Raw genomic sequence first — 19,710 nt, 5'->3', positions numbered from 1 at the left:
CTGTGCTCCGGTGAGATACGGGTGGGTCACGCGCCGTGCTGAGGGCCGTCCGGGGCGCCGCCTCCGGAACGTGGCGTGAAGGCAGTGCCGATCCCCTTGAGGGCCTCGGTGAGCTCACTGGGGATGATCCACAGCTTGCTCGACGAGCTCTCGGCGATCTTCGGAAGCATCTGCAGGTACTGGTACGCCAACAGCTTGTCGTCCGGAGCTCCCTGGTGGATGGAGGCGAACACGTTCTGGATCGCCTCCGCCTCACCCTGAGCACGCAGCACCGCCGCCTGCTTGTCACCCTCCGCCTTCAGGATCGCGGCCTGACGCTGCCCCTCGGCCTCGAGGATCTGCGACTGCTTCGAACCCTCGGCGGTCAGGATCGTGGCCCGGCGCTCGCGCTCCGCGCGCATCTGCTTCTCCATGGAGTCCTGAATGGACACCGGCGGGTCGATCGCCTTCAGCTCGACGCGCGACACCCGGATGCCCCACTTGCCGGTGGCCTCGTCGAGCACCACGCGCAGCTGACCGTTGATCTCGTCACGGCTGGTGAGTGCCTCTTCGAGGTTCAGCCCGCCGACGACGTTGCGGAGCGTGGTCGTGGTGAGCTGCTCGACCGCGCCCAGGTAGTTCGCGATCTCGTAGGTCGCAGCCCTGGCATCCGTCACCTGGAAGTACACCACCGTGTCGATGGACACGACGAGGTTGTCCTCGGTGATCACCGGCTGCGGCGGGAACGACACGACCTGTTCGCGCATGTCGATCAGGGGGCGCAGCCGGTCGATGAACGGCACGAGCAGGTTCAGACCCGGCTCGAGCGTCTTGTGATAGCGGCCGAGACGCTCGACGACGCCGGCCGTAGCCTGCGGGATGATCCTGATGGATCGGGCGATCGTGACCAGCACGAAGATGATGACGGCGATCGCCAGGATCCAGGCGATGGCGGCGGGAATGAACGAGGAGTCGTCCATCAGTGCTCCTATTCGATGACGGGGCGGACGATGGCTGTGGCGCCGCTGATCTCGGCGACGGCCACGCGGCTGCCCTCGATGATCGGGGTGCCGTCCAGACTGCGGGCAGTCCAGGTGTCGCCATTGCTGAGCTTGACCTGGCCGGAGATCTTGGTGATGTCCTGCAGTGCGGTGCCGCGCAGACCGATCAGCGCCGCGACGTTCGATTTGGTGGGATCCTCGCCGCGGCGGAGGCGATGCAGCAGCGGTGGGCGCAGGAAGAAGATGAACAGGGCCGCGGCGGCTGCTGCGATGATGACCTGCGCCCAGAGCGGAAGGCCGACCAGGTCGGTGATCAGGCCGACGGCGCTGCCGAAGGAGAGCATCAGGAAGGTGAAGTCGAGGGTCATCATCTCGATCACCAGGAACAGCGCGATCAGCACGAGCCAGCCGATCCACGCCCACTGCTCGATGCCGGTGATGAATGTCGCGAAACCGTCCATGCGCCCTCCTGCGGTCAACCTACCACGCGGTGTCCGCAGCGGCGCGGCGCCGCTCGCATTGTAGGGTTGGGACGTCGCCATCCGGGCGATCTTCCGCGCATGATGAGGAGTCAGGAATGACCCAGGTTCTCCCGGCCGGATCCCTCGACGGCAAGGTGGCGCTCGTCACCGGCTCGTCACGGGGCATCGGCGCCGACACCGTCCGCTACTTCGCCCAGGCCGGCGCAGACGTCGTCATCAACTTTCGCAACAAGGCACCGCGCGCCGAGAAGCTCGCGACCGAGCTGCGTGCGCTCGGCGTGCGTACCCTCGTCGTGGGAGCGGATCTCACAGACTCGGATTCCGTCGCCGGCATGTTCGCGCAGGTGCGCGAGGAGTTCGGCAGGCTCGACATCCTCGTGCTGAACGCCTCGGGCGGCATGGAGGGCGGCATGGCTGAGGACTACGCACTCAAGCTCAACCGCGACGCGCAGGTGGGTGTGCTCACGGCCGCCGAGCCGCTGATGGGCGACGGCTCCCGGGTCGTGTTCGTCACCAGTCACCAGGCGCATTTCATCCGCACCACGCCGACGATGCCGGAGTATGAGGCCGTCGCCACGTCGAAGCGCGCCGGTGAGGACGCGCTCCGTGAGCTCATCCCCGGGCTCGCCGAGAAGGGGATCGGCTTCACGGTCGTCTCGGGCGACATGATCGAGGGGACCATCACGGCCACCTTGCTGGAGCGCATGAACCCGGGCGCCATCGCCGGACGCCGCGAGGCCGCCGGCAAGCTCTACAACGTGTCGGAGTTCGCCGCAGAGGTCGCCCAGGCTGCGGTCGATCCGGTTCCCGCCGACAACACGCGGCTCATCGGCGACACTTCCGGCTTCGTCGCCGAGTAGCGGAGTGCGTTCAGCTCGTCTGGTCGGCGCGAATCGCCTCCGCGACGGCCGCGGCATCCTTCCTGAGGGTGATCGCTCGAACGATCTGCACGATCCCGAGTGCCGTCAGCGAGATGCCGATCAGCCACCAGAAGATCACGGCGTAGAACGGTGAGAGCAGCAGGACGACACCGGCGACGATGCTGAGGATCGCGTAGACGATCGTCCAGATGCGCGAACGGCCCCGGTTGAGGACGGAGAGCGCGACCACTCCGTCGATGATCCAGGTGATGCCGAGCATGATGCCGAAGAACATCACGAGCGTCGCGGTGAAGGCGAACAGGTTGACGAAGGCGAGCACACCGCCGACGACGTAGAGCACACCGAGAACGACATGCCCGATTCGAGCCCAGCCCTCGCCACCCTGCGAGAAGACGCCGGAGCCGATGTAGATCAGCCCCTGGACGATCAGGTACGCGGCGATGATCCCTGCGAAGAACATTGCGGTCTTGCTCGGCCAGATGAGAATGAACAGGCCCAGCACGAGCATGATGACACCGGTGATGGCCAGTGAGGTACGGATGGCGGAGAAGACGCCCTTCGCCGGGAATGATGCGTCTGACATTTCATACGACCTTTCGGAGTATCTCGCCGTCGCGAAGATACCGGCAAGCGTAGTGGCTCCTGTCGCTGCACGGCAGGTGATCATCCGGTGCTGACTGGAGTGCGGGCGGGTGCGCATGCGAACATCGGAGGGTGGTCGACGATCCGATGCGCGCCGATGATCGGCTGCGAGAGCTGGTGGCACTGCGGCGGGTACGAGATCGCATCGACCGCGAGTACGCACATCCGCTGGACGTCGAGGCTCTGGCACAGGGTGCTCATATGTCGGCCGGTCACCTCAGCAGACGCTTCAAGCAGGTCTTCGGCGAGGCCCCGTACTCATACCTGATGACCCGACGCATCGAACGGGCCATGGCCCTGCTGCGCCGGGGTGACGTGACCGTGACGCAGGCGTGCTTCGAGGTCGGCTTCTCGTCGCTGGGCACGTTCAGCACGCGGTTCTCAGAGTTGGTGGGAATGTCGCCGAGTGCCTATCGCGCGAACCCGCGGCACGGCCCCGGCATCCCCTCGTGGCTGGAGAAGCAGGCCAGCAGACCGATCAGGAATCGAGAAGTGCCCGGGCCCATCGACGGGTAGCGTCGCCGTCATGGACATCACGATCAAAGCAAGTTTTCTCCCGTATACGGATGCCGAGGCATCGGTCGTCTTCTACCGCGACATCATCGGCTTCGAGGTGCGCATGGACGTCGGCCAGGGCAGGATGCGCTGGGTGACAGTCGGCCCGGTCGGGCAGCCCGACACGGCCATCGTCCTCACCCCGCCCGCCGTCGATCCCGGCATCAGCGACGACGAGCGCACGACGATCCTGGAGCTGATGGCGAAGGGCAGCTACGGCGGTATCGTGCTGGAGACGCCGGATGTGGATGCCGCGTTCGCGGCGATCGAGGCCAAGGGGGCGGATGTGGTGCAGGAGCCGATCGACCAGCCCTACGGCATCCGTGACTGCGCATTCCGTGATCCGGCTGGCAATATGGTGCGTCTGCAGCAGTCCGCTTGAGCGAGAGGTTCACGATGGCGCATATCGCCGACGCGCACGACAGCATCCGGGTCGAGGGGGCACGTGAGAACAATCTGAAGGACGTCAGCGTCGTGCTGCCCAAACGGCGGCTGACGGTCTTCACCGGTGTGTCCGGCTCAGGCAAGAGCTCGCTGGTGTTCGACACGATCGCCGCAGAGTCTCGGCGGATGATCGATGAGACCTACAGCGCGTTCGTGCAGGGCTTCATGCCCTCGGTGCCGCGCCCTGACGTCGATGTGCTGGAGGGGCTGACCACGGCGATCATCGTCGACCAGGAGCGTCTCGGTGCCAACCCGCGCTCCACGGTGGGCACCGTGACGGATGCGAACGCGATGCTGCGCATCCTCTTCTCCAAGCTGGGGCAGCCGTACATCGGCGGTCCCACGGCGTTCTCGTTCAACATCCCGACGCAGAAGGCCAGCGGTGTGATGACCGGGCCGAAGGGCGAGAAGAAGATCGTGAAGGACGCGATCTACCTGGGCGGGATGTGCCCGCGCTGCGAGGGCAGGGGAGCGGTGTCCGACATCGATCTGGCGCAGGTGGTCGATGAGACGAAGTCGCTCCAGGACGGCGCCATCATGGTGCCGGGGTATACGGCCGACGGGTGGATGGTGAAGCAGTTCGCTGGCTCCGGCTTCTATCCTGCTGACAAGCCGATCGAGACGTTCACGGAGAAGCAGCGGCAGCTGTTCCTGTACGGCGAGGTGACCAAGGTCAAGATCAACGACATCAACATCACCTACGAGGGTCTGATCCCGAAGATCACCAAATCGATGCTGTCGAAGGACCTGGATGCGCTGCAGCCACACATCCGGCGCTTCGTGGAGAGGGTCGCGACTTTCGCGACCTGCCCGGAGTGCGACGGCACGCGGCTGACGGAGGGCGCGCTCCTCGAAGATCGACGGCGTCAGCATCGCGGACGCATGCCGGATGCAGGTCACCGACCTCGCCGACTGGGTGCGCGGGCTCGATCTGGCAGGTGCCGGTCCACTGCTGGCGGCGCTGAGCGCCAACCTGGACTCGTTCGTCGCGCTGGGGCTGGGATATCTCAGCCTGGATCGGCCGTCGGGGACGCTCAGCGGGGAGAGGCGCAGCGGATCAAGCTGCTGCGGCACCTGGGATCCTCGCTGACTGACGTGACCTACGTGTTCGACGAGCCGACGATCGGTCTGCATCCGCATGACATCCAGCGCATGAACGGCCTGCTGCGGCAGCTGCGCGACAAGGGCAACACGGTGCTGGTCGTGGAGCACAAGCCCGAGACCATCGCGATCGCCGACCACGTCGTGGACCTCGGTCCCGGCGCGGGGAGCGCCGGTGGCGAGATCTGCTTCGAAGGGACGGTGGAGGGCCTGCGCGCGAGCGGGACGCTTACCGGGCGGCACCTCGATGACCGGGCTGCGCTGAAGGATGCCGTGCGCGCCGCGACAGGTGCGATCGAGGTGCGCGGAGCGACGGCGAACAACCTGCAGGATGTGGACGTCGACATCCCCACGGGCGTCCTCACCGTGGTCACCGGGGTTGCGGGATCCGGCAAGAGCTCACTGATCCACGGCTCGGTCTCGCCGCGCGACGGTGTCGTGCCGATCGATCAGAGCGCGATCAAGGGATCGCGTCGCAGCAACCCGGCGACCTACACCGGCATGCTGGAGCCGATCCGCAAGGCCTTCGCGAAGGCGAACGGCGTGAAGCCCGCGCTGTTCAGCTCAAACTCCGAGGGCGCCTGCCCGAGCTGCAAGGGCTCCGGTGTGATCGTCACCGAACTGGGGTTCATGGACACCATTGAGACGCCGTGCGAGGACTGCGGCGGCAAGCGTTTCCAAGCCACCGTGCTGCAGTACCGGCTCGCGGGTCTGGACATCACCGAGGTGCTGGATCTTCCCGTCTCGAAGGCGCGCGAGTTCTTCGCGTCGGGGGAGTCGAAGATACCCGCCGTGACTGCGATCCTCGGCCGCCTCGAGGACGTCGGACTCGGGTACCTCTCGCTCGGTCAGCCCCTGTCGACGCTCTCCGGCGGGGAGCGTCAGCGCGTGAAGCTGGCGATCCAGATGGGGGAGAAGGGCGAGGTCTATGTGCTCGACGAGCCGACGACCGGACTCCATCTGGCCGACGTGCAGCAGCTCCTCGGGGTGCTCGATCGCCTGGTTGAGTCCGGTAAGACGGTGATCGTGATCGAGCATCATCAGGCGGTCATGGCGCACGCCGACTGGATCATTGACATCGGTCCCGGTGCGGGTCATGACGGCGGACGCGTGGTCTTCGAGGGCACTCCGCGCGACCTCGTGGCCGCGCGTTCGACGCTGACCGGGGAACACCTCGCGGAGTACGTGGGCGCCTGACCCCGGCGACGGCGCGGAACCGCCCGCTCGACGAGAATCTGTTCGCAGTCTCAGCGAGCTGGTGCCAGCCGTGTCACGGGACGAACACGATCCGCTCCTCCGAGGTGCTGGTCCACGCCGAGGCCACCTCAGCGAGCGGTACAGCTCGAGCGCGGACCTCGACGGCCCCAGAGACGAGCGTCTCGGCGAGCGACGGCAGGGCGGCAAGGATATCCCGCGCTCGCACGGATCCGATCCCGCTCCCGATGATCTCGAGGCCGGACGAACGCAGCGCGGCTCCCGGAATGGCCGCGGTGGGACCTGCGACCGTCCCGATCTGGATCCAGGTCAGCGGCGTGGAGCGGTCTCGGCGGGCAGTGAGCATCGGGATGAGTGCGTTCGCGATGGGATCGCCCCAGATGTAGTCGAGAACGATATCCGCGTCCGCTGCTCTGTCGAGCTCGTCGAGTGTGCACAGCTCATCTGCTCCCAGCGCTTGCAGCGGCGCGAGACGCCCTCGGTCACGGCCGGCTGCTATCACGTGTGAAGCCCCGAGGAGCTTTGCGAGCTGCACAGCCATGCGACCGGCGTTGCCCGTGGCGCCTATCACGAGAACACGGCTGCCGGGTGCCATGGTGATTCGGCTACGTAGGGCAAGCCAGGAGGACATGGCGGGATTCATCGCCGCCGCGATCTGCACGGGATCCGCATTGGACGGGATCGGGATGCTGCGCGCAAGCTCGATGACCGTGCGCTCGGAGAACGTGCCCATCGCGGTGTCGTCGAGGACGGCGTAGCGGAGGTCGCCGGCGTCGTCGCGCACTACGGCGTCGATGCCGGGCACGAGAGGGAACGCGGCAGCAGTACTGTAGTGGGCCCCGGTCGCCCGCGCACGTGTCACGTGGTGGAGCGCTGCGGCGAGAACCTCCACAACAGCTTCACCTTCGCGGCGGGCAACGGGTTCGAGGTGCTCTTGGTACACCGGGAGGCGATCGGGGGCAGAGAGAACTGCTGCATACATGGCGAACTCCTGTATAGTTGGGAATACGAACTATAAAAAGAATGGTGGGGAATCCCAACTATGTCAAGAGGTGACGGACAGGCCCCGGCGGGGGAGCGCGGCGCGACCGTCGATGACGTCATGAACGCTCTCGTCCAGGTGACGTTCCAGGTGACCGGCCTTCTGACCCGAATCGGGAACGAGAACGATCTGTCCCTCACGCAGTTGCGGGTGTTCGGCATCCTGCGCGACCGCCGGCCGCGCCTCACCGAGCTTGCCGCTCACCTCGGGCTCGACAAGTCCACGATCTCCGGGTTGGTGGATCGGGCCGAGAAGCGCGGGCTGCTCGCGCGGGGAAGGAACCGCGATGATGCGCGGGCGGTCGATGTGTACCTCACTGAGGACGGACATACCCTCACTGCCCGTTTGTACGCGGAACTGGCGGGGATCCTGGCACCAGCCCTCGGCTCGTTGCCGCTCGCTCAACGCGAGGCGTTGATCGACGCGCTCGATCCGCTCCTCACCATCGATTCAACAAAGGGCGCGCGCGGCACTTCGCGAATCGACCAGTGAAGCGCGCTGAACCCTCAGGCGTTCCGTGGCGTGGAGGAGGCGGGGCGGCGGGGGTCAATCCGAGGTGTCGAGCCGCTGCAGAAGCGCGCGAAGCGCGTGAGCGTCCGCGTCCCCCAGCTGGTCGATCAGATGTTGCTGGACCGCTGCCTCCAGGCCCGGGGCGGCCGTCTCGATAAGTTCCGTGCCCTGCGGGAGAATCTCGACGCTGATTCCGGAAACGCCTTTGAGTCTGTGGATGTAGCCCCGCCGGCTCATGCGAGTGAGAAGGTGCGAAAGGCGGGTCCTATCCCAGCGGAGTTCTCGGGCGAGCTCGCTCTGACGCAGCGACCCGCCGGTCTGGTAGTCCCACCAACGAGTATAGATTCCACGACAACGATTGGGGACCCGTATGACAACTTCACTGCAACAGGAGATCGGTCGAACAGAGCAGGCGCTTTCGGCGCTACTGCGGGAGAACATCCTCGGCGACACGTCGCTCGACACGAACGACGAATGGGTCGCCGTGAACGTCATCGACCGCAAAGCACCACGCGACCTGGATGAGTGGCGACGGGCGCTCGTCGAGATGCTTACGGCGAGCGAAGCGCGCGTCGACGCCGTGACATCCCGATTGGTTGACGACGGCATCGTCGAGCGTGGCGACGCGACGTTGCGCCTGCACGATGATGCGAGAGCCGAGCTCGAGCGCGCCCGCGACGCGATCTCCGAGGTCACTGCTGAGATCGAGCGCGTGACGTCCGCCGCAGATCGCACGGCTGCCGTTCGCGTACTCGGCGCGGTGCGCGACGTCGTGCAGAGGCGCCGCGGCTCCGCCGCCGTTGCCGGAGAGTAACGCCGATAATGCACATTATGTCAGGTTGTGAAAGGATGGCTCGCCCTTGCCGCCTGGCGCGACGCAGTGATGTTCGAGACGATCTACGGCTGGAGCCTCCGCTTCAACGAAGCTCGCCACCTCATCCCCGCAGACTTCTCTCGATCCCCGCAGACTTCTCTCGCAATACTCGCCGCCCCGGCTTCGGCGAACGGGGTCTGTTACGTGTTCGCCATGGAAGGGCTAAGAAGTGCTCACCGCCGAAGCAACGCACAACCCTGACGGTGTTCGATTGGTCCGTCGACGTGCTCGAGCATTGGTCCAGAGTCAGACTCCCCGCTTCGGCGGACACCGCGCCGCTGCCCTGTTCCCGACCGACAACGAGACCATGGCCGACAGCGGCGCACTGCGCCGCAAGTTTCACGCGCTTGTCGATGAGCTGGGATTTCCGCCTGGACATTCACTCCCTCCGCCGGTCATACACCACCCACCTGCAGACCGAGCTCGGTTTTGACGTCGGCTTTGTCCGGATCCAACTGGGACACGACCACGCGTCGACCACTGGTGTCTACACCATCGCCGCGCCCGACTACCGCTCGCGCGAGCCCAGCCGGGTCTTGTCCGCATCATGGGCAGTTACCCCGCCACCAAACAGCATCAGCTCGGGGGCGGCCGCCCCTCGGGGCATAACAGGAAGAACATCTTCGTCGTGCCTGGCCATGTCACCATTACATACGGTCTTGACCGTCCCGTGAGCTGACAAGATGAAGGCGTGACACCCGTTGGCAACGAATCCACTCGTCTCGTGATCCTTCGAGGAGACTCTGCCTCAGGCAAGACGACGACAGCGCTGGCGCTACGCGAAAAGCTCGGGCCGAACGTCGCACTCATCCACCAGGACTACTTCCGCCGCGAGATCTTGAGCAACGACGACAGGCAGCAGCGCTCCCGCGATGCAAGCATCCTGATCGTCGGCGCTGCACGCGACGCTCTGAACCTCGGATACGACGTCATCTTGGACGGAATCTTCAATCTGCGCGACTACTCAGTGCTGTTCAAACGCCTGCACGACGACCACCGCGGCCAGACTCGGATCTACCAGTTCGACATCGGATTAGACGAGACGATCCGACGCCACGCAGGACGGCCGCTGTCGAAGGAGTGCGGCGAGGACAAGATCCGCGACTGGTATGACGGGTGGCAGCCGCTCCCCTGGCACGACGAAACACGCGTAGGCGGCGACGCTTCGACCGAAGGTCTGGTGACGTCGATCCTGAAGGACCTCAGTATTCAACGCTCATCCCGGCGGGCGATTGAGGGCGAATAATTCCTCGAAGCGATAAGCCAGATATCCAGTCAGGAACCAGAGTCGCGCTCCTGCTGCCCTCAGCAGTTCCCGTGACTGACGACCGTTAGTGCTCGTGCGGCTGCTGCCCTGACACGCTCGTGCGAGTCGGTCAGAAGGCGATGCAGAAGGCGCTCCGACTCCCCCGACGTCGCTCTCCTCGCCGCCAGGACCTTCGCCGCCATCTCCCTGACACGCCAGTGGTCATCACCGCCGGCAGCGGCCACCTCATGCTCGGCGCGCGGATCCCATACGTACAGGAAGGTCCGCAGAGCCCAGACTCGCGGCCAATGCCCGTCGACGCCGCCCTCGTGGCCGGCCATGACCGCTCGAGCACTGTTGCCGCCGAGCACGTCCAGAAGAGCCGCCTCCGGGACCGGATTCCTCCCGGAGAGCAGATCGATGCAACGCTGCACGAGGAGCCCCTCGCCGCAGCGCTGGGCCGCCGCCGAGATGCGGCCGCGCGGCGATGAGTCCTGCACCATCAGACGACTCTAAGACTATTCTGGGACGAGTGACATCCCCTCCTCCCCCGTGCCACATCAGGCTGGCGCGCCTGGCTGATCTGGACGGTCGCGGTCGCCGCCTACGTGCTCGCGATCACCAACCGCAGCTCGCTGAGCGCGGTCGGTGTGGATGCCGCAGAGCGCTTCCACGCGGATGCCGCGACACTCTCGCTCTTCGCCGTCGTGCAGCTTGCCGTGTACGGCGGCATGCAGATACCGATCGGCATCCTGCTGGACCGGTACGGCTCCCGCCCGATCATGGTCATCGGCATGCTGCTGATGAGCATCGGGCAGTTCGTGATGGCGGTCTCCCCCAGCATCGGCGTCGCCATCGTCGCACGCGTGCTGCTCGGCGCGGGTGACGCCGCGATCTTCCCGGCCGTGCTGCGACTGGTTGCCACCTGGTTCCCCGCCCAGCGCGGCCCGCTGATGGTGCAGCTGACCGGGATCACCGGTCAGGCGGGGCAGCTGGTGGCGCTGCTGCCGCTTGCCGTCATGCTGCATTCGACGACCTGGACCATCACGTTCGGCAGCATCGCGGGCCTCGGAGTGCTCTTCGCAGTGCTCGTCTTCACCTTCGTGCGCAATCGCCCGCCCGAGCGCGAAGAAGACGTCACGGTCAACACCGAGACCGGTGTGATCCGGGTCGTGACCTCGTCGATCGATACCGGCGTCGGCATCCGTGCCGCACTCGCACACCCGGGCACCCGACTGGCCTTCTGGTCGCACTTCACCACGCCGTTCGCCGGTACGGCGTTCCTGCTGCTGTGGGGCATGCCCTACCTCACCGAGGGCGAAGGACTATCCAGCGCGGCAGCCGCCGGACTGGTGTCCCTCAACGTCGTGGTCGCCATGGTTCTCGGTCCCATCCTGGGCGAGCTCTCCCGCCGCATCCCCACACGACGTTCGCTGGCACTGGTGCTGCCCAGCATCGCGGTGCAGGTCGTCGCCTGGATGCTGGTGATCTTCTGGCCCGGGCCCGCTCCGCTCTGGCTGCTCACCGTGCTCGTCGTCTGCCTGGGCGCAGGCGGCCCGGCATCCATGATCGCCTTCGATCACGCCCGCACGCACAACCCGGCTCATCGGCTGAGCACGGCGACCGGCGTGACGAACTCCGGCGGCTTCCTCGCGGCACTCACGGCCATCTTCCTGATCGGCCTCACGCTCGACCTGCAGGGCGCCGGCACTCCCGGCACCTACTCGCTGGGCGCCTTCCGCTGGGCGTTCTTCACCCAGTTGCCGCTGTGGGCCCTCGGGATGACGATGATCGTGATCGAGCGGAAGAGGACTCGCATCCGTATGGGGCTCGACCCCGAACGGCGCCGCCGCTGACGTCCGGGCGCAGCCCCAGCCGAGCCCAGAGCGGATTCGTCGGCGCAGCGTCCGTCAGGCGACGACAGCACTCAGATCCCAGGCGAAACCGTCGGGGTCCGTGAAGGTGCCGTCAGCGTTCACGGTGAGACGGTGTGACCCCTCCCCTCCGGCGGGACCCCGACCTGCTTGGCGAGGTTGGCGCTCTTGTAGAGCGCCAGTGCGATGCGGCCGGAATCGAACTCGACATACTTGCTGCCGTAGCTCTTGGACACCTTCACGCCCTGTTCCTCATAGAAGCGTTTGCTCGCCTTGACGTCCTCGACGCCGAGCAGCAGGACCAGTTTCTCGATCGTGCCCGTCGGCCGCCCATCACCGGTCTTGCTCGCACTCGCGATCTGCCACACCGTGCCGTCTGCGGCTCGAAGTGACCCGCCATAGCCCCACAGACTCTTTGCGACCGGTTTGAGGACCTCAGCCCCACCAGAGATCGCCTTGTGAAAGAGAACGTCGACGTCGGCAGGCTGTGTGAAGATCAGCGACGGAGCGAAGCCACGGAAGCCACTGGTCGACGTCGATGAGACGCCCACTCTGATCCGGTCGTCCAGGCCGAAGGCGTCCTGATAGAAGTGCTCGGTGGCCGCCACATCCTCGTTATCGGCGACCTCGATGGTGATGCTGTGAATGTTCATGATTCGAGGCTAGAAGCGTCGCAGGCACAGTCCTTCTCGATTCCTGATCGATACCGCAGAACCTCACGGCGCATCCGGGTCGTGAGATGTCGCTCATGCGCGGGCGCGTGTCGGTTGTGGAGCCGGGCGCACATCGAAGATCTGCATGAAGTACTGGCACATCGGGCCGACCAGCAGCGCGAAGGCGACGGTTCCCACGCCCACATTGCCGCCGAGCAGCCAGCCGATGGCGACGACCGTGACCTCCAGCGCTGTGCGGACTACCCAGATCGGTCGCTTCGTCACGCGGTGAAGCCCGGTCATGAGGCCGTCGCGAGGACCAGGCCCGAAATGTGCGCCGATGTACAGTCCGGTCGCCGCTGCCAGCACCGTCAAGCCGATCGCGAAGAACACCACGCGCACCCAGAGCACGTCGATCTCGGGAATCAGCAGGAATCCGATATCGGCCGACGGTCCGACCAGCAGCGCGTTGAGCACCGTGCCGATTCCGAGTTTCTGCCGCAGCGGGATCCACATCAGCAGCACCACGCCGCTCACAGCGATCGTGATCGTCCCGAAGGTGAGCGGCACGTGCGTGGCGATGCCCTGCGCGAGCACATCCCAGGGAGCGGCGCCGATCACACCCCGGATCATGAACGCGATGCCGATGCCGTACAGGAACAGCCCGACCAGCAGCTGCGGCACCCGACGCCACAGTCGGCGTCCGGTCAGACGTCTCACTGCGGCACCCGTTCGACCCATGCGCCGAACTTCGCGGTCCGACCGTCACCGGACGAGGTTCCGGTCAGGCGCCGTCTGATCCACGGCGCGACGAACTGACGGTAGTAGGCGTAGCCGTCGGGGCCGACAAACGGATGCTCGGGAGCCCTCCACCACTCCCCCGGCGCCTCGTGACCGAGCGCTTCCAGCACGCGGGCGGCAACGCGATGGTGCCCGTAGGCGTTCATATGCAGCCGATCCTCCGACCAGTACACCGGACGCGACAGCTCGGAATCCGGCCAGTTCAGAGCGCGCGCGACATCCGGGCGACCATCGATTCTGCGCAGCACCGCGGCGGAGAGCTCATCGCCGCGCCGCTGCACCATCCTCCCCATCGGCAGACGCCCACTCGGGTTCGCACCCGACAGCACGATCAGCCGCACGCCCTCCTCGTCGCATCGTCGCAGCACTCGGGTGAACGCGTCGGCGATGTGCTCGATGTCGGCATTCGGGCGGAGCATGTCGTTCCCACCCGCATTGAACGACAGATGCGTGGGCTGCAGCGCAAGCGCCGGTTCGAGCTGCTGCTCGACGATCGGCCAGGCCAGCTTTCCACGAATCGCGAGGTTGGCGTACTGCACGGTGTGACCACCGGCATCCGCCCATCCCTGTGCGACGATGTCGGCCCACCCGCGGACGCTGCCGTCGGGCAGCTCATCGCCGACGCCCTCGGTGAACGAGTCTCCGATCGCCACGAATCGCACTTCTGCCATCGTCCCAGCCTAGAACCGCTGCGGATGCCGCAGCGCCACCTCAGCGATCGTCGAGGGCTTCGCCCCGGCGATCCACCAGCCCCCAGGACGCGACCGTCGCGATCGCGAAGAACGCGGAGAAGACCACGAAGGCAAGCGGCGCTCCGCCCTGTGCCAGCAGAACCGGCACGACCAGTGGTGCCACGATCGAGGCGATGCGACCCACTGCCGCCGCCCACCCGGCACCGGTCCCCCGCAGCGAGGTCGGGTAGATCTCGGGGGTGACGGCGTACAGCGCACCCCAGGCACCGAGGTTGAAGAACGACAGCGCCATTCCGGCCGCGATGATCATCGTCTCGGTGTCGGCGATGCCGAACAGCACGGCCGAGACGGCGGAGCCGGCGAGGAACACCGACAGGGTGACGCGCCGGCCCCACACCTCGATCAGCCATGCCGCCACAGCATAGCCGGGCAGCTGCGCGAGGGTGATCAGCAGCGTGAACCCGAACGAGCGCACCAGATCGTAACCGGCCTGGACGAGGATCGACGGGATCCAGATGAAGGCGCCGTAGTAGGCGAAGTTCACGCAGAACCACACCGCCCACACGCTGATGGTGCGCATCCGGAACTCCGGCGCCCACAGCATCCGCATGCGCGCGGATGCCGTGGCCGCGAGCGGTTCGCGCACCGGCTCCCGCTGCGGAGCCCGCGTGCGCTGCAGATCGGCATCCGTCTCGAGCCTCACGACGACCCGTTCGGCTTCGGCGAGGCGACCGCGCGATGCCAGCCAGCGCGGCGACTCCGGCAGCCCCCAGCGCACGACGAGTGCATACACGGCCGGGATCGCCCCCAGCGCGAACGCCCATCGCCAACCGCTCTCGGATGCCGGGATGACGAAGTAGCCGATCAGAGCCGACGCCGTCCAGCCGACAGCCCAGAAGGCCTCGAGGATGACGATCAACCGCCCCCGGATCGCAGCCGGTGCGAACTCGCTGACATAGGTGGACGCCACCGGCAGCTCGGCCCCCAGCCCGAGGCCGACGAAGAACCGCAGCACGAGCAGCACGGCCACGCCGCCGACGAGAGCACTGGCGCCGGTCGCCACCCCGTAGATCAGCAGCGTGATCGCGAATACGTGTCGTCGACCGAAGCGATCGGCGAGCAGGCCACCCAGACTGGCACCGATGGCCATGCCCACGAAACCCACCGACGCGATCCAGCCGGTGACCGCCGGCTCCAGCGACCACTGCTTCGCAAGAACCGCGATGATGAACGAGATCAGCCCGACGTCCATCGCGTCCAGGGCCCAGCCCACGCCGGAGCCGGTGAGGACGCGCAGGTGGGATCGGGTGAACGGAAGCGCGTCGAGGCGGGCAGCCAGCGACGAACGGCTCGTCAGCGAGGTATCAGGCACGCTCTCATCGTAGGGTCAGCCCAGGAACGCCGACCGAAGTGTGTCCAGGCCCACACCGCCCAGGTCCAGCGCGCGTTTGTGGAACGCCTTGAACGAGAAGGCCTCGCCCTCCTGCGCGCGCACCGCATCGCGCACCTGCTCCCAGATCCGTTGACCGACCTTGTAGGAGGGAGCCTGCCCCGGCCAGCCCAGGTAGCGGTTCACCTCGAAGCGGCGGAACTCGTCGGGCATGTTCACGTTGCGTCGCATCAGCTCGATCGCGTAGTCGTAGTCCCAGATGCCATCGCCCTCCAGGCGCGGCTTGCCCAGGTGCACCCCGATGTCGAGCACCACGCGCAAGGCGCGCATGCGCTGACCGTCGAGCATACCCAGCCGGTCGGCGGGGTCGTCGAGGTAGCCCAGCTGCTCCATGAGACGCTCGGCGTACAGGGCCCAGCCCTCGGCGTGTCCGGAGGTGCCGGCCAGCACCCGCCGCCAGGTGTTCAGCTCGGCACGGTTGTAGGTGGCCTGCGCGATCTGCAGATGGTGGCCGGGAACGCCCTCGTGGTACACGGTGGTCAGCTCGCGCCAGGTGTCGAACTCGGTCACGCCCTCCGGCACCGACCACCACATCCGTCCCGGACGGGAGAAGTCATCGGTGGGGCCCGTGTAGTAGATGCCGCCTTCCTGCGTGGGGGCGATCATGCATTCCAGCTCGCGGATCTGCTCCGGGATGTCGAAGTGGCTGGCGCCCAGGTCGGCGATCGCCCTGTCGCTGGTTTGCTGCATCCACTGCTGCAGTGCCTCGGTGCCGTGCAGCTTGCGCGAGGGATCGGCTTCGAGGTGCGCGACGGCCTCTTCGACGGTCGCCCCGGGAAGGATCTCGTTCGCGATCGAGTTCTGCTCGGCGATCATCCGATCGAGTTCCTCGCGCCCCCACTCGTAGGTCTCGTCCAGGTCGATCGTGGCACCCAGGAATCGGCGGGAGTTCAGTGCGTAGAGCTCGCGCCCGACGGCATCCTGCTCGGGAGCGGCGGCCGCGAGCTCGCCGGAGAGGAATGTGCGCAGCTCGTCGTAGGCGACGCGCGCCGCACCGGAGAGATCGGCGAGGTCCTTCGCGAGGGATGCCGGAAGCTGACCCTCCTCAGGTGCCGCCTCGGCGACGAACGAGGCGAAGAAGCCATCGTCGGCGGTGTAGCGCGCAATCTGCGCGGCCACCTCGGTCACCTGGCGCCGGGCGGGCATGATGCCCTGACGGATGCCCTCTCGCAGGGTCTGCGTGTAGCCCTTCAGCGCCGCCGGCAGCGCGGCGAGCCGTTCGGCGATCACACCCCAGTCCTCCGCCTGTGCGGTGGGCATGAGATCGAACGCTTGGCGGAAATCCTGCGGTGCCGAGGCGATCACGTTCAGGTCGCGCAGGTGCCACTGCGCCTCATGCAGCTCGATCTGCAGGCGCAGTTCGGCAGACAGATCGGTCTTGGTGATGCGATCGATCTCGTCGGCGGGATCCAGGGCATCCAGTTCCGTGAGAGCCTCCCGCGCGGCGGCGACGGAGCGCTCATGCCCCTCGGGGCTCAGATCGTCCAGCCTGCCGTTGGCCTCGTTGCGTCCGATGTAGGTCGCCAGCACGGGAGACAGGTCGACGAGCGTGTCCACCCAGCGCTCGGCGACCTGGTCGATCGCGGACGGGGTGCGCGGTTGTGCAGTCATGGATTCGAGCCTAGTGCGCCGCCTCGTTCCAGTCCCGGCCTCGTCCCACCTGAACATCCAGCGGAACGGAGAGCTCCGCCGCACCCGCCATCTGCTCGCGTACGATCGCCTCGACGGCCTCCCACTCCCCGGGGCGATCTCCACGACCAGCTCGTCGTGGATCTGCAGCAGCACGCGTGAGCGGAGCGCCGCATCGCGCAGGTCGGAATGGATGCGGAACAGCGCGAGCTTCATGATGTCGGCCGCGCTTCCCTGGATGGGGGCGTTCAGAGCAGCCCGCTCGGCGTTCTCGCGCAGCACCCGATTCGGACTGGACAGGTCGGGGAACGGGCGCCGCCGGCCGAAGATCGTCTCGGTGTAACCGTCTTCCTTCGCCTGGAGAACCGACGCGCGCAGATAGTCGCGCACCGCCCCGAACCGGGCGAAGTACTCCTGCATGAGCTGTTTGGCCTCGGACTGCTCGATCCGCAGCTGCTTGGACAGGCCGAACGCGCTGAGACCGTACACCAGGCCGTACGACATCGCCTTCACTTTGGTGCGCATCGCCGAGGTGACCTCCTCGGGCTGCACGCCGAAGACGCGGGAGCCGACGAAGCGGTGCAGATCCTCACCCGAGTTGAACGCCTGGATCAGATTCGCGTCGCCGGAGAGATGTGCCATGATCCGCATCTCGATCTGCGAATAGTCGGCCGTGAGCAGTGTCTCGTAGCCGTCGCCCACCTCGAAGGCGCTGCGGATGCGACGAGACTCCTCGGTGCGCACAGGGATGTTCTGCAGGTTCGGATCGGTGCTGGAGAGCCGACCGGTCTGGCTGCCCGTCTGCACATAGGTGGTGTGGATGCGGTGATCCTCGCCGATCGCCGTGTCGAGCGACTCGATGATCTGGCGGAGCTTGGTGGCCTCGCGGTGCTGCAGCAGCAGGTCCAGGAAGGGATGCGGATTCGTTTCCTGCAGGTCGGCCAGCACTGCGGCATCCGTGGAGTACCCGGTCTTGGTCTTGCGGGTCTTGGGCAGCTGCAGGTCCTCGAAGAGCACTTCCTGCAGCTGCTTGGGAGAGCCGAGATTGAACTCGCGCCCGACCAACTCGAACGCCTCAGCGGCGAGGCGGTCGGTGCGGCTGAGCAGCTCGCCGGAGAAGGTGGAGAGCACGTCGTGCGAGACCGCGACGCCGGCGAGCTCCATGTCGGCCAACGTCATCAGGGTGGGAAGCTCTATGTCGGTGAGCACGGATGCCACGGATGCGGGCATCGCCTCACGCAGGGCAGCGGCGGTACGCAGCGTGAACCACGCCTCCTGGGAGGGCGTCGCGCCGTCGGTCTCGGGGACGAGCTGGGTGGGGTCGGCCTCGGGAAGCTTCTCGTCGAGATAGCGTCCGACCAGGTGCGCGAGGGTCTTGTCGGGAAAGCTGGGGCGCATCAGCCAGCCGGCCAGCAGCGTGTCGTACGACAGCCCGCCCAGACGGATGCCGACCCGCAGGAGCGCCTTCACCTGCGGCTTGGCGTCGTTGAGCACCTTCGGGGAATCGGACTCCAACCAGGCGCGCAGCGCCGCGGCGGTGTCATCGCTCCAATCGCCCTCGCGCAGCTCATCGCCGTGCGCAACACCGATCCGCGTGATCGTGGTGCCCTCGAGAACCAGCGTCAGCCCCGTCTCGCCGGTGTGGCCGGACAGCCACGCGGCGATCTCGGATGCCGAGGCCTCCGTCGGTTCCGGGATCGACACGGCGGGCTCGTCGTGCACGGGTTCGTCGGTCGCGCCGACCGCTTCGAACACGCGTGGGAGCAGCGTGCGGAACTCCAGCCTGGCGAACACGTCACGCAGCGCCTGCGCATCGATGGGCGCGACGGCGAGCTCGGCCGGCCCCAGAGGCAGTTCCACATCGTTCAGCAGCCGGTTCAGGCGGCGATTGCGGCGTACGTCCTCGATGTGCTCACGCAGGTTGCCGCCCACAACGCCCTTGATCTCCCCGGCGCGCTCCAGCAGCTCATCGAGAGAGCCGAACTGTGTCAGCCACTTCACCGCCGTCTTCTCCCCCACTTTCGGAACGCCCGGGAGGTTGTCGCTGGTCTCCCCCACCAGCGCAGCGATGTCGGGGTATTGCTCCGGGCGCACGCCGTAGCGCTCCAGCACGGCATCCGGGTCGTAGCGCTTGAGCTGCGAGACGCCCTGCACCGAGGGGTACAGCAGCGTCACCTCGTCGTTCACCAGCTGGATCGAGTCACGGTCGCCCGAGACGACGAGCACCTGGTAGCCCTGCTCGGTGCCCTGCCTGGCAAGGGTGGCGAGGATGTCGTCCGCTTCGATGCCCTCCTTCGTGAGCACCGGGATCGACATCGCAGCGAGACATTCCTGCAGCAGCGGGATCTGCCCCCGGAACTCCTGCGGTGACTCCGAGCGCGTCGCCTTGTACTCGGGGTACTCCTCGGTGCGGAACGAGTGCCGCGAGGTGTCGAAGGCGATCGCCATGTGCGAGGGCTTCTCGGCCTTGATCAGGTTCACCAGCATCGACAGGAAGCCGTAGATGGCGTTCGTGTGCTGGTTGTCCCTGGTTGTGAAATTCTCGACCGGAAGGGCGAAGAAGGCCCGGTAGGCGAGCGAGTGGCCGTCGACGACCATGAGGGTAGGCTTTGCGGAGTCCGTCACCCTGCAAGCCTAAC

Annotated in this window: 18 protein-coding genes and 1 pseudogene; 8 read left to right on the top strand and 11 right to left on the bottom strand. The window is 66.5% G+C overall.

Features of this window, described 5'->3' with window-relative positions:
- Positions 1-26: 26 nt before the first annotated feature.
- Positions 27-959, bottom strand: coding sequence for an SPFH domain-containing protein (locus QUE33_RS04495; protein WP_286302169.1), 933 nt, complete (start codon positions 957-959; stop codon positions 27-29).
- A gap of 8 nt (positions 960-967) precedes the next feature.
- Entirely contained in the window at positions 968-1,441 is a 474-nt protein-coding gene (locus QUE33_RS04490; protein ID WP_286302167.1) for an NfeD family protein, read from the bottom strand.
- 116 nt (positions 1,442-1,557) lie between these two features.
- On the opposite strand from QUE33_RS04490, the gene QUE33_RS04485 reads away from it, so the two are divergent.
- Positions 1,558-2,322 carry an SDR family oxidoreductase gene (locus tag QUE33_RS04485; protein ID WP_286302165.1) on the top strand — a complete coding sequence of 255 codons (765 nt, stop codon included), beginning with the start codon at positions 1,558-1,560 and terminating at the stop codon, positions 2,320-2,322.
- A gap of 10 nt (positions 2,323-2,332) precedes the next feature.
- Here the strand turns inward: QUE33_RS04485 and QUE33_RS04480 are convergent, their stop codons facing one another.
- Positions 2,333-2,926: an HdeD family acid-resistance protein gene (locus QUE33_RS04480; protein WP_286302163.1), complete on the bottom strand. Its 594-nt coding sequence runs from the start codon at positions 2,924-2,926 to the stop codon at positions 2,333-2,335.
- A gap of 146 nt (positions 2,927-3,072) precedes the next feature.
- On the opposite strand from QUE33_RS04480, the gene QUE33_RS04475 reads away from it, so the two are divergent.
- From QUE33_RS04475 to QUE33_RS04465, 3 genes and pseudogenes are all read left to right on the top strand, one after another.
- Positions 3,073-3,501, top strand: a complete 429-nt coding sequence (locus tag QUE33_RS04475; protein ID WP_286303049.1) for a helix-turn-helix transcriptional regulator — start codon at positions 3,073-3,075, stop codon at positions 3,499-3,501.
- 10 nt (positions 3,502-3,511) lie between these two features.
- Positions 3,512-3,922 (top strand): VOC family protein, encoded by a 411-nt coding sequence (locus QUE33_RS04470; protein WP_286302162.1) that lies wholly within the window; start codon positions 3,512-3,514, stop codon positions 3,920-3,922.
- Between the two features lie 14 nt (positions 3,923-3,936).
- A pseudogene (locus QUE33_RS04465) lies at positions 3,937-6,282 on the top strand (ATP-binding cassette domain-containing protein).
- Between the two features lie 73 nt (positions 6,283-6,355).
- Here QUE33_RS04465 and QUE33_RS04460 read toward each other — a convergent pair.
- Complete coding sequence (locus tag QUE33_RS04460) at positions 6,356-7,105, bottom strand: quinone oxidoreductase family protein (RefSeq protein WP_286302160.1); 750 nt, start codon at positions 7,103-7,105, stop codon at positions 6,356-6,358.
- A 315-nt stretch (positions 7,106-7,420) separates the two neighbouring features.
- On the opposite strand from QUE33_RS04460, the gene QUE33_RS04455 reads away from it, so the two are divergent.
- The gene (locus tag QUE33_RS04455; RefSeq protein ID WP_286302159.1) at positions 7,421-7,834 is read left to right on the top strand and encodes a MarR family winged helix-turn-helix transcriptional regulator; all 414 of its coding nucleotides are present in this window, start codon (positions 7,421-7,423) and stop codon (positions 7,832-7,834) included.
- 54 nt (positions 7,835-7,888) lie between these two features.
- Here QUE33_RS04455 and QUE33_RS04450 read toward each other — a convergent pair whose 3' ends face one another.
- The gene (locus QUE33_RS04450) at positions 7,889-8,089 is read right to left on the bottom strand and encodes a hypothetical protein (RefSeq protein ID WP_286302158.1); all 201 of its coding nucleotides are present in this window, start codon (positions 8,087-8,089) and stop codon (positions 7,889-7,891) included.
- 133 nt (positions 8,090-8,222) lie between these two features.
- Here QUE33_RS04450 and QUE33_RS04445 point away from each other — a divergent pair, with 133 nt between their 5' ends.
- Positions 8,223-8,666, top strand: coding sequence for a hypothetical protein (locus tag QUE33_RS04445; RefSeq protein ID WP_286302157.1), 444 nt, complete (start codon positions 8,223-8,225; stop codon positions 8,664-8,666).
- Positions 8,667-9,417: 751 nt separating this feature from the next.
- Positions 9,418-9,972, top strand: a complete 555-nt coding sequence (locus tag QUE33_RS04440) for an AAA family ATPase (protein WP_286302156.1) — start codon at positions 9,418-9,420, stop codon at positions 9,970-9,972.
- Between the two features lie 59 nt (positions 9,973-10,031).
- On the opposite strand, the gene QUE33_RS04435 is transcribed toward QUE33_RS04440, so the two are convergent.
- Positions 10,032-10,475 (bottom strand): HEAT repeat domain-containing protein, encoded by a 444-nt coding sequence (locus QUE33_RS04435; RefSeq protein WP_286302155.1) that lies wholly within the window; start codon positions 10,473-10,475, stop codon positions 10,032-10,034.
- Positions 10,476-10,550: 75 nt separating this feature from the next.
- Between QUE33_RS04435 and QUE33_RS04430 the strand changes: the two genes are divergently transcribed.
- The gene (locus QUE33_RS04430) at positions 10,551-11,828 is read left to right on the top strand and encodes an MFS transporter (RefSeq protein ID WP_286303048.1); all 1,278 of its coding nucleotides are present in this window, start codon (positions 10,551-10,553) and stop codon (positions 11,826-11,828) included.
- Between the two features lie 119 nt (positions 11,829-11,947).
- Here the strand turns inward: QUE33_RS04430 and QUE33_RS04425 are convergent, their stop codons facing one another.
- From QUE33_RS04425 to polA, 5 genes are all read right to left on the bottom strand, one after another.
- Positions 11,948-12,499 (bottom strand): VOC family protein, encoded by a 552-nt coding sequence (locus QUE33_RS04425; protein WP_286302153.1) that lies wholly within the window; start codon positions 12,497-12,499, stop codon positions 11,948-11,950.
- A 93-nt stretch (positions 12,500-12,592) separates the two neighbouring features.
- Positions 12,593-13,219 carry a membrane protein YczE gene (gene yczE, locus QUE33_RS04420; RefSeq protein ID WP_286302151.1) on the bottom strand — a complete coding sequence of 209 codons (627 nt, stop codon included), beginning with the start codon at positions 13,217-13,219 and terminating at the stop codon, positions 12,593-12,595.
- Positions 13,216-13,971 carry an SGNH/GDSL hydrolase family protein gene (locus tag QUE33_RS04415; RefSeq protein WP_286302149.1) on the bottom strand — a complete coding sequence of 252 codons (756 nt, stop codon included), beginning with the start codon at positions 13,969-13,971 and terminating at the stop codon, positions 13,216-13,218. Before QUE33_RS04415 ends, yczE begins: the two co-directional genes overlap by 4 nt.
- Before the next feature lie 40 nt (positions 13,972-14,011).
- Positions 14,012-15,364, bottom strand: a complete 1,353-nt coding sequence (locus QUE33_RS04410) for an MFS transporter (protein ID WP_286302148.1) — start codon at positions 15,362-15,364, stop codon at positions 14,012-14,014.
- Between the two features lie 15 nt (positions 15,365-15,379).
- Positions 15,380-19,696, bottom strand: coding sequence for a DNA polymerase I (gene polA, locus QUE33_RS16350; RefSeq protein ID WP_286302146.1), 4,317 nt, complete (start codon positions 19,694-19,696; stop codon positions 15,380-15,382).
- Positions 19,697-19,710 lie beyond the last annotated feature (14 nt).

This window comes from Microbacterium suwonense (assembly GCF_030296555.1).
Lineage (GTDB): Bacteria > Actinomycetota > Actinomycetes > Actinomycetales > Microbacteriaceae > Microbacterium > Microbacterium suwonense.
Note: the sequence above shows the minus strand (reverse complement) of the source record. Positions and strands in the feature narration are given on the sequence as shown.

Coding starts and splice junctions, on each gene's coding strand:
- QUE33_RS04495 (WP_286302169.1), bottom strand. CDS start 959: ATGGACGACTCCTCGTTCATTCCCGCCGCCATCGCCTGGATCCTGGCG.
- QUE33_RS04490 (WP_286302167.1), bottom strand. CDS start 1,441: ATGGACGGTTTCGCGACATTCATCACCGGCATCGAGCAGTGGGCGTGG.
- QUE33_RS04485 (WP_286302165.1), top strand. CDS start 1,558: ATGACCCAGGTTCTCCCGGCCGGATCCCTCGACGGCAAGGTGGCGCTC.
- QUE33_RS04480 (WP_286302163.1), bottom strand. CDS start 2,926: ATGTCAGACGCATCATTCCCGGCGAAGGGCGTCTTCTCCGCCATCCGT.
- QUE33_RS04475 (WP_286303049.1), top strand. CDS start 3,073: ATGCGCGCCGATGATCGGCTGCGAGAGCTGGTGGCACTGCGGCGGGTA.
- QUE33_RS04470 (WP_286302162.1), top strand. CDS start 3,512: ATGGACATCACGATCAAAGCAAGTTTTCTCCCGTATACGGATGCCGAG.
- QUE33_RS04450 (WP_286302158.1), bottom strand. CDS start 8,089: ATGAGCCGGCGGGGCTACATCCACAGACTCAAAGGCGTTTCCGGAATC.
- QUE33_RS04445 (WP_286302157.1), top strand. CDS start 8,223: ATGACAACTTCACTGCAACAGGAGATCGGTCGAACAGAGCAGGCGCTT.
- QUE33_RS04435 (WP_286302155.1), bottom strand. CDS start 10,475: ATGGTGCAGGACTCATCGCCGCGCGGCCGCATCTCGGCGGCGGCCCAG.
- QUE33_RS04425 (WP_286302153.1), bottom strand. CDS start 12,499: ATGAACATTCACAGCATCACCATCGAGGTCGCCGATAACGAGGATGTG.
- QUE33_RS04415 (WP_286302149.1), bottom strand. CDS start 13,971: ATGGCAGAAGTGCGATTCGTGGCGATCGGAGACTCGTTCACCGAGGGC.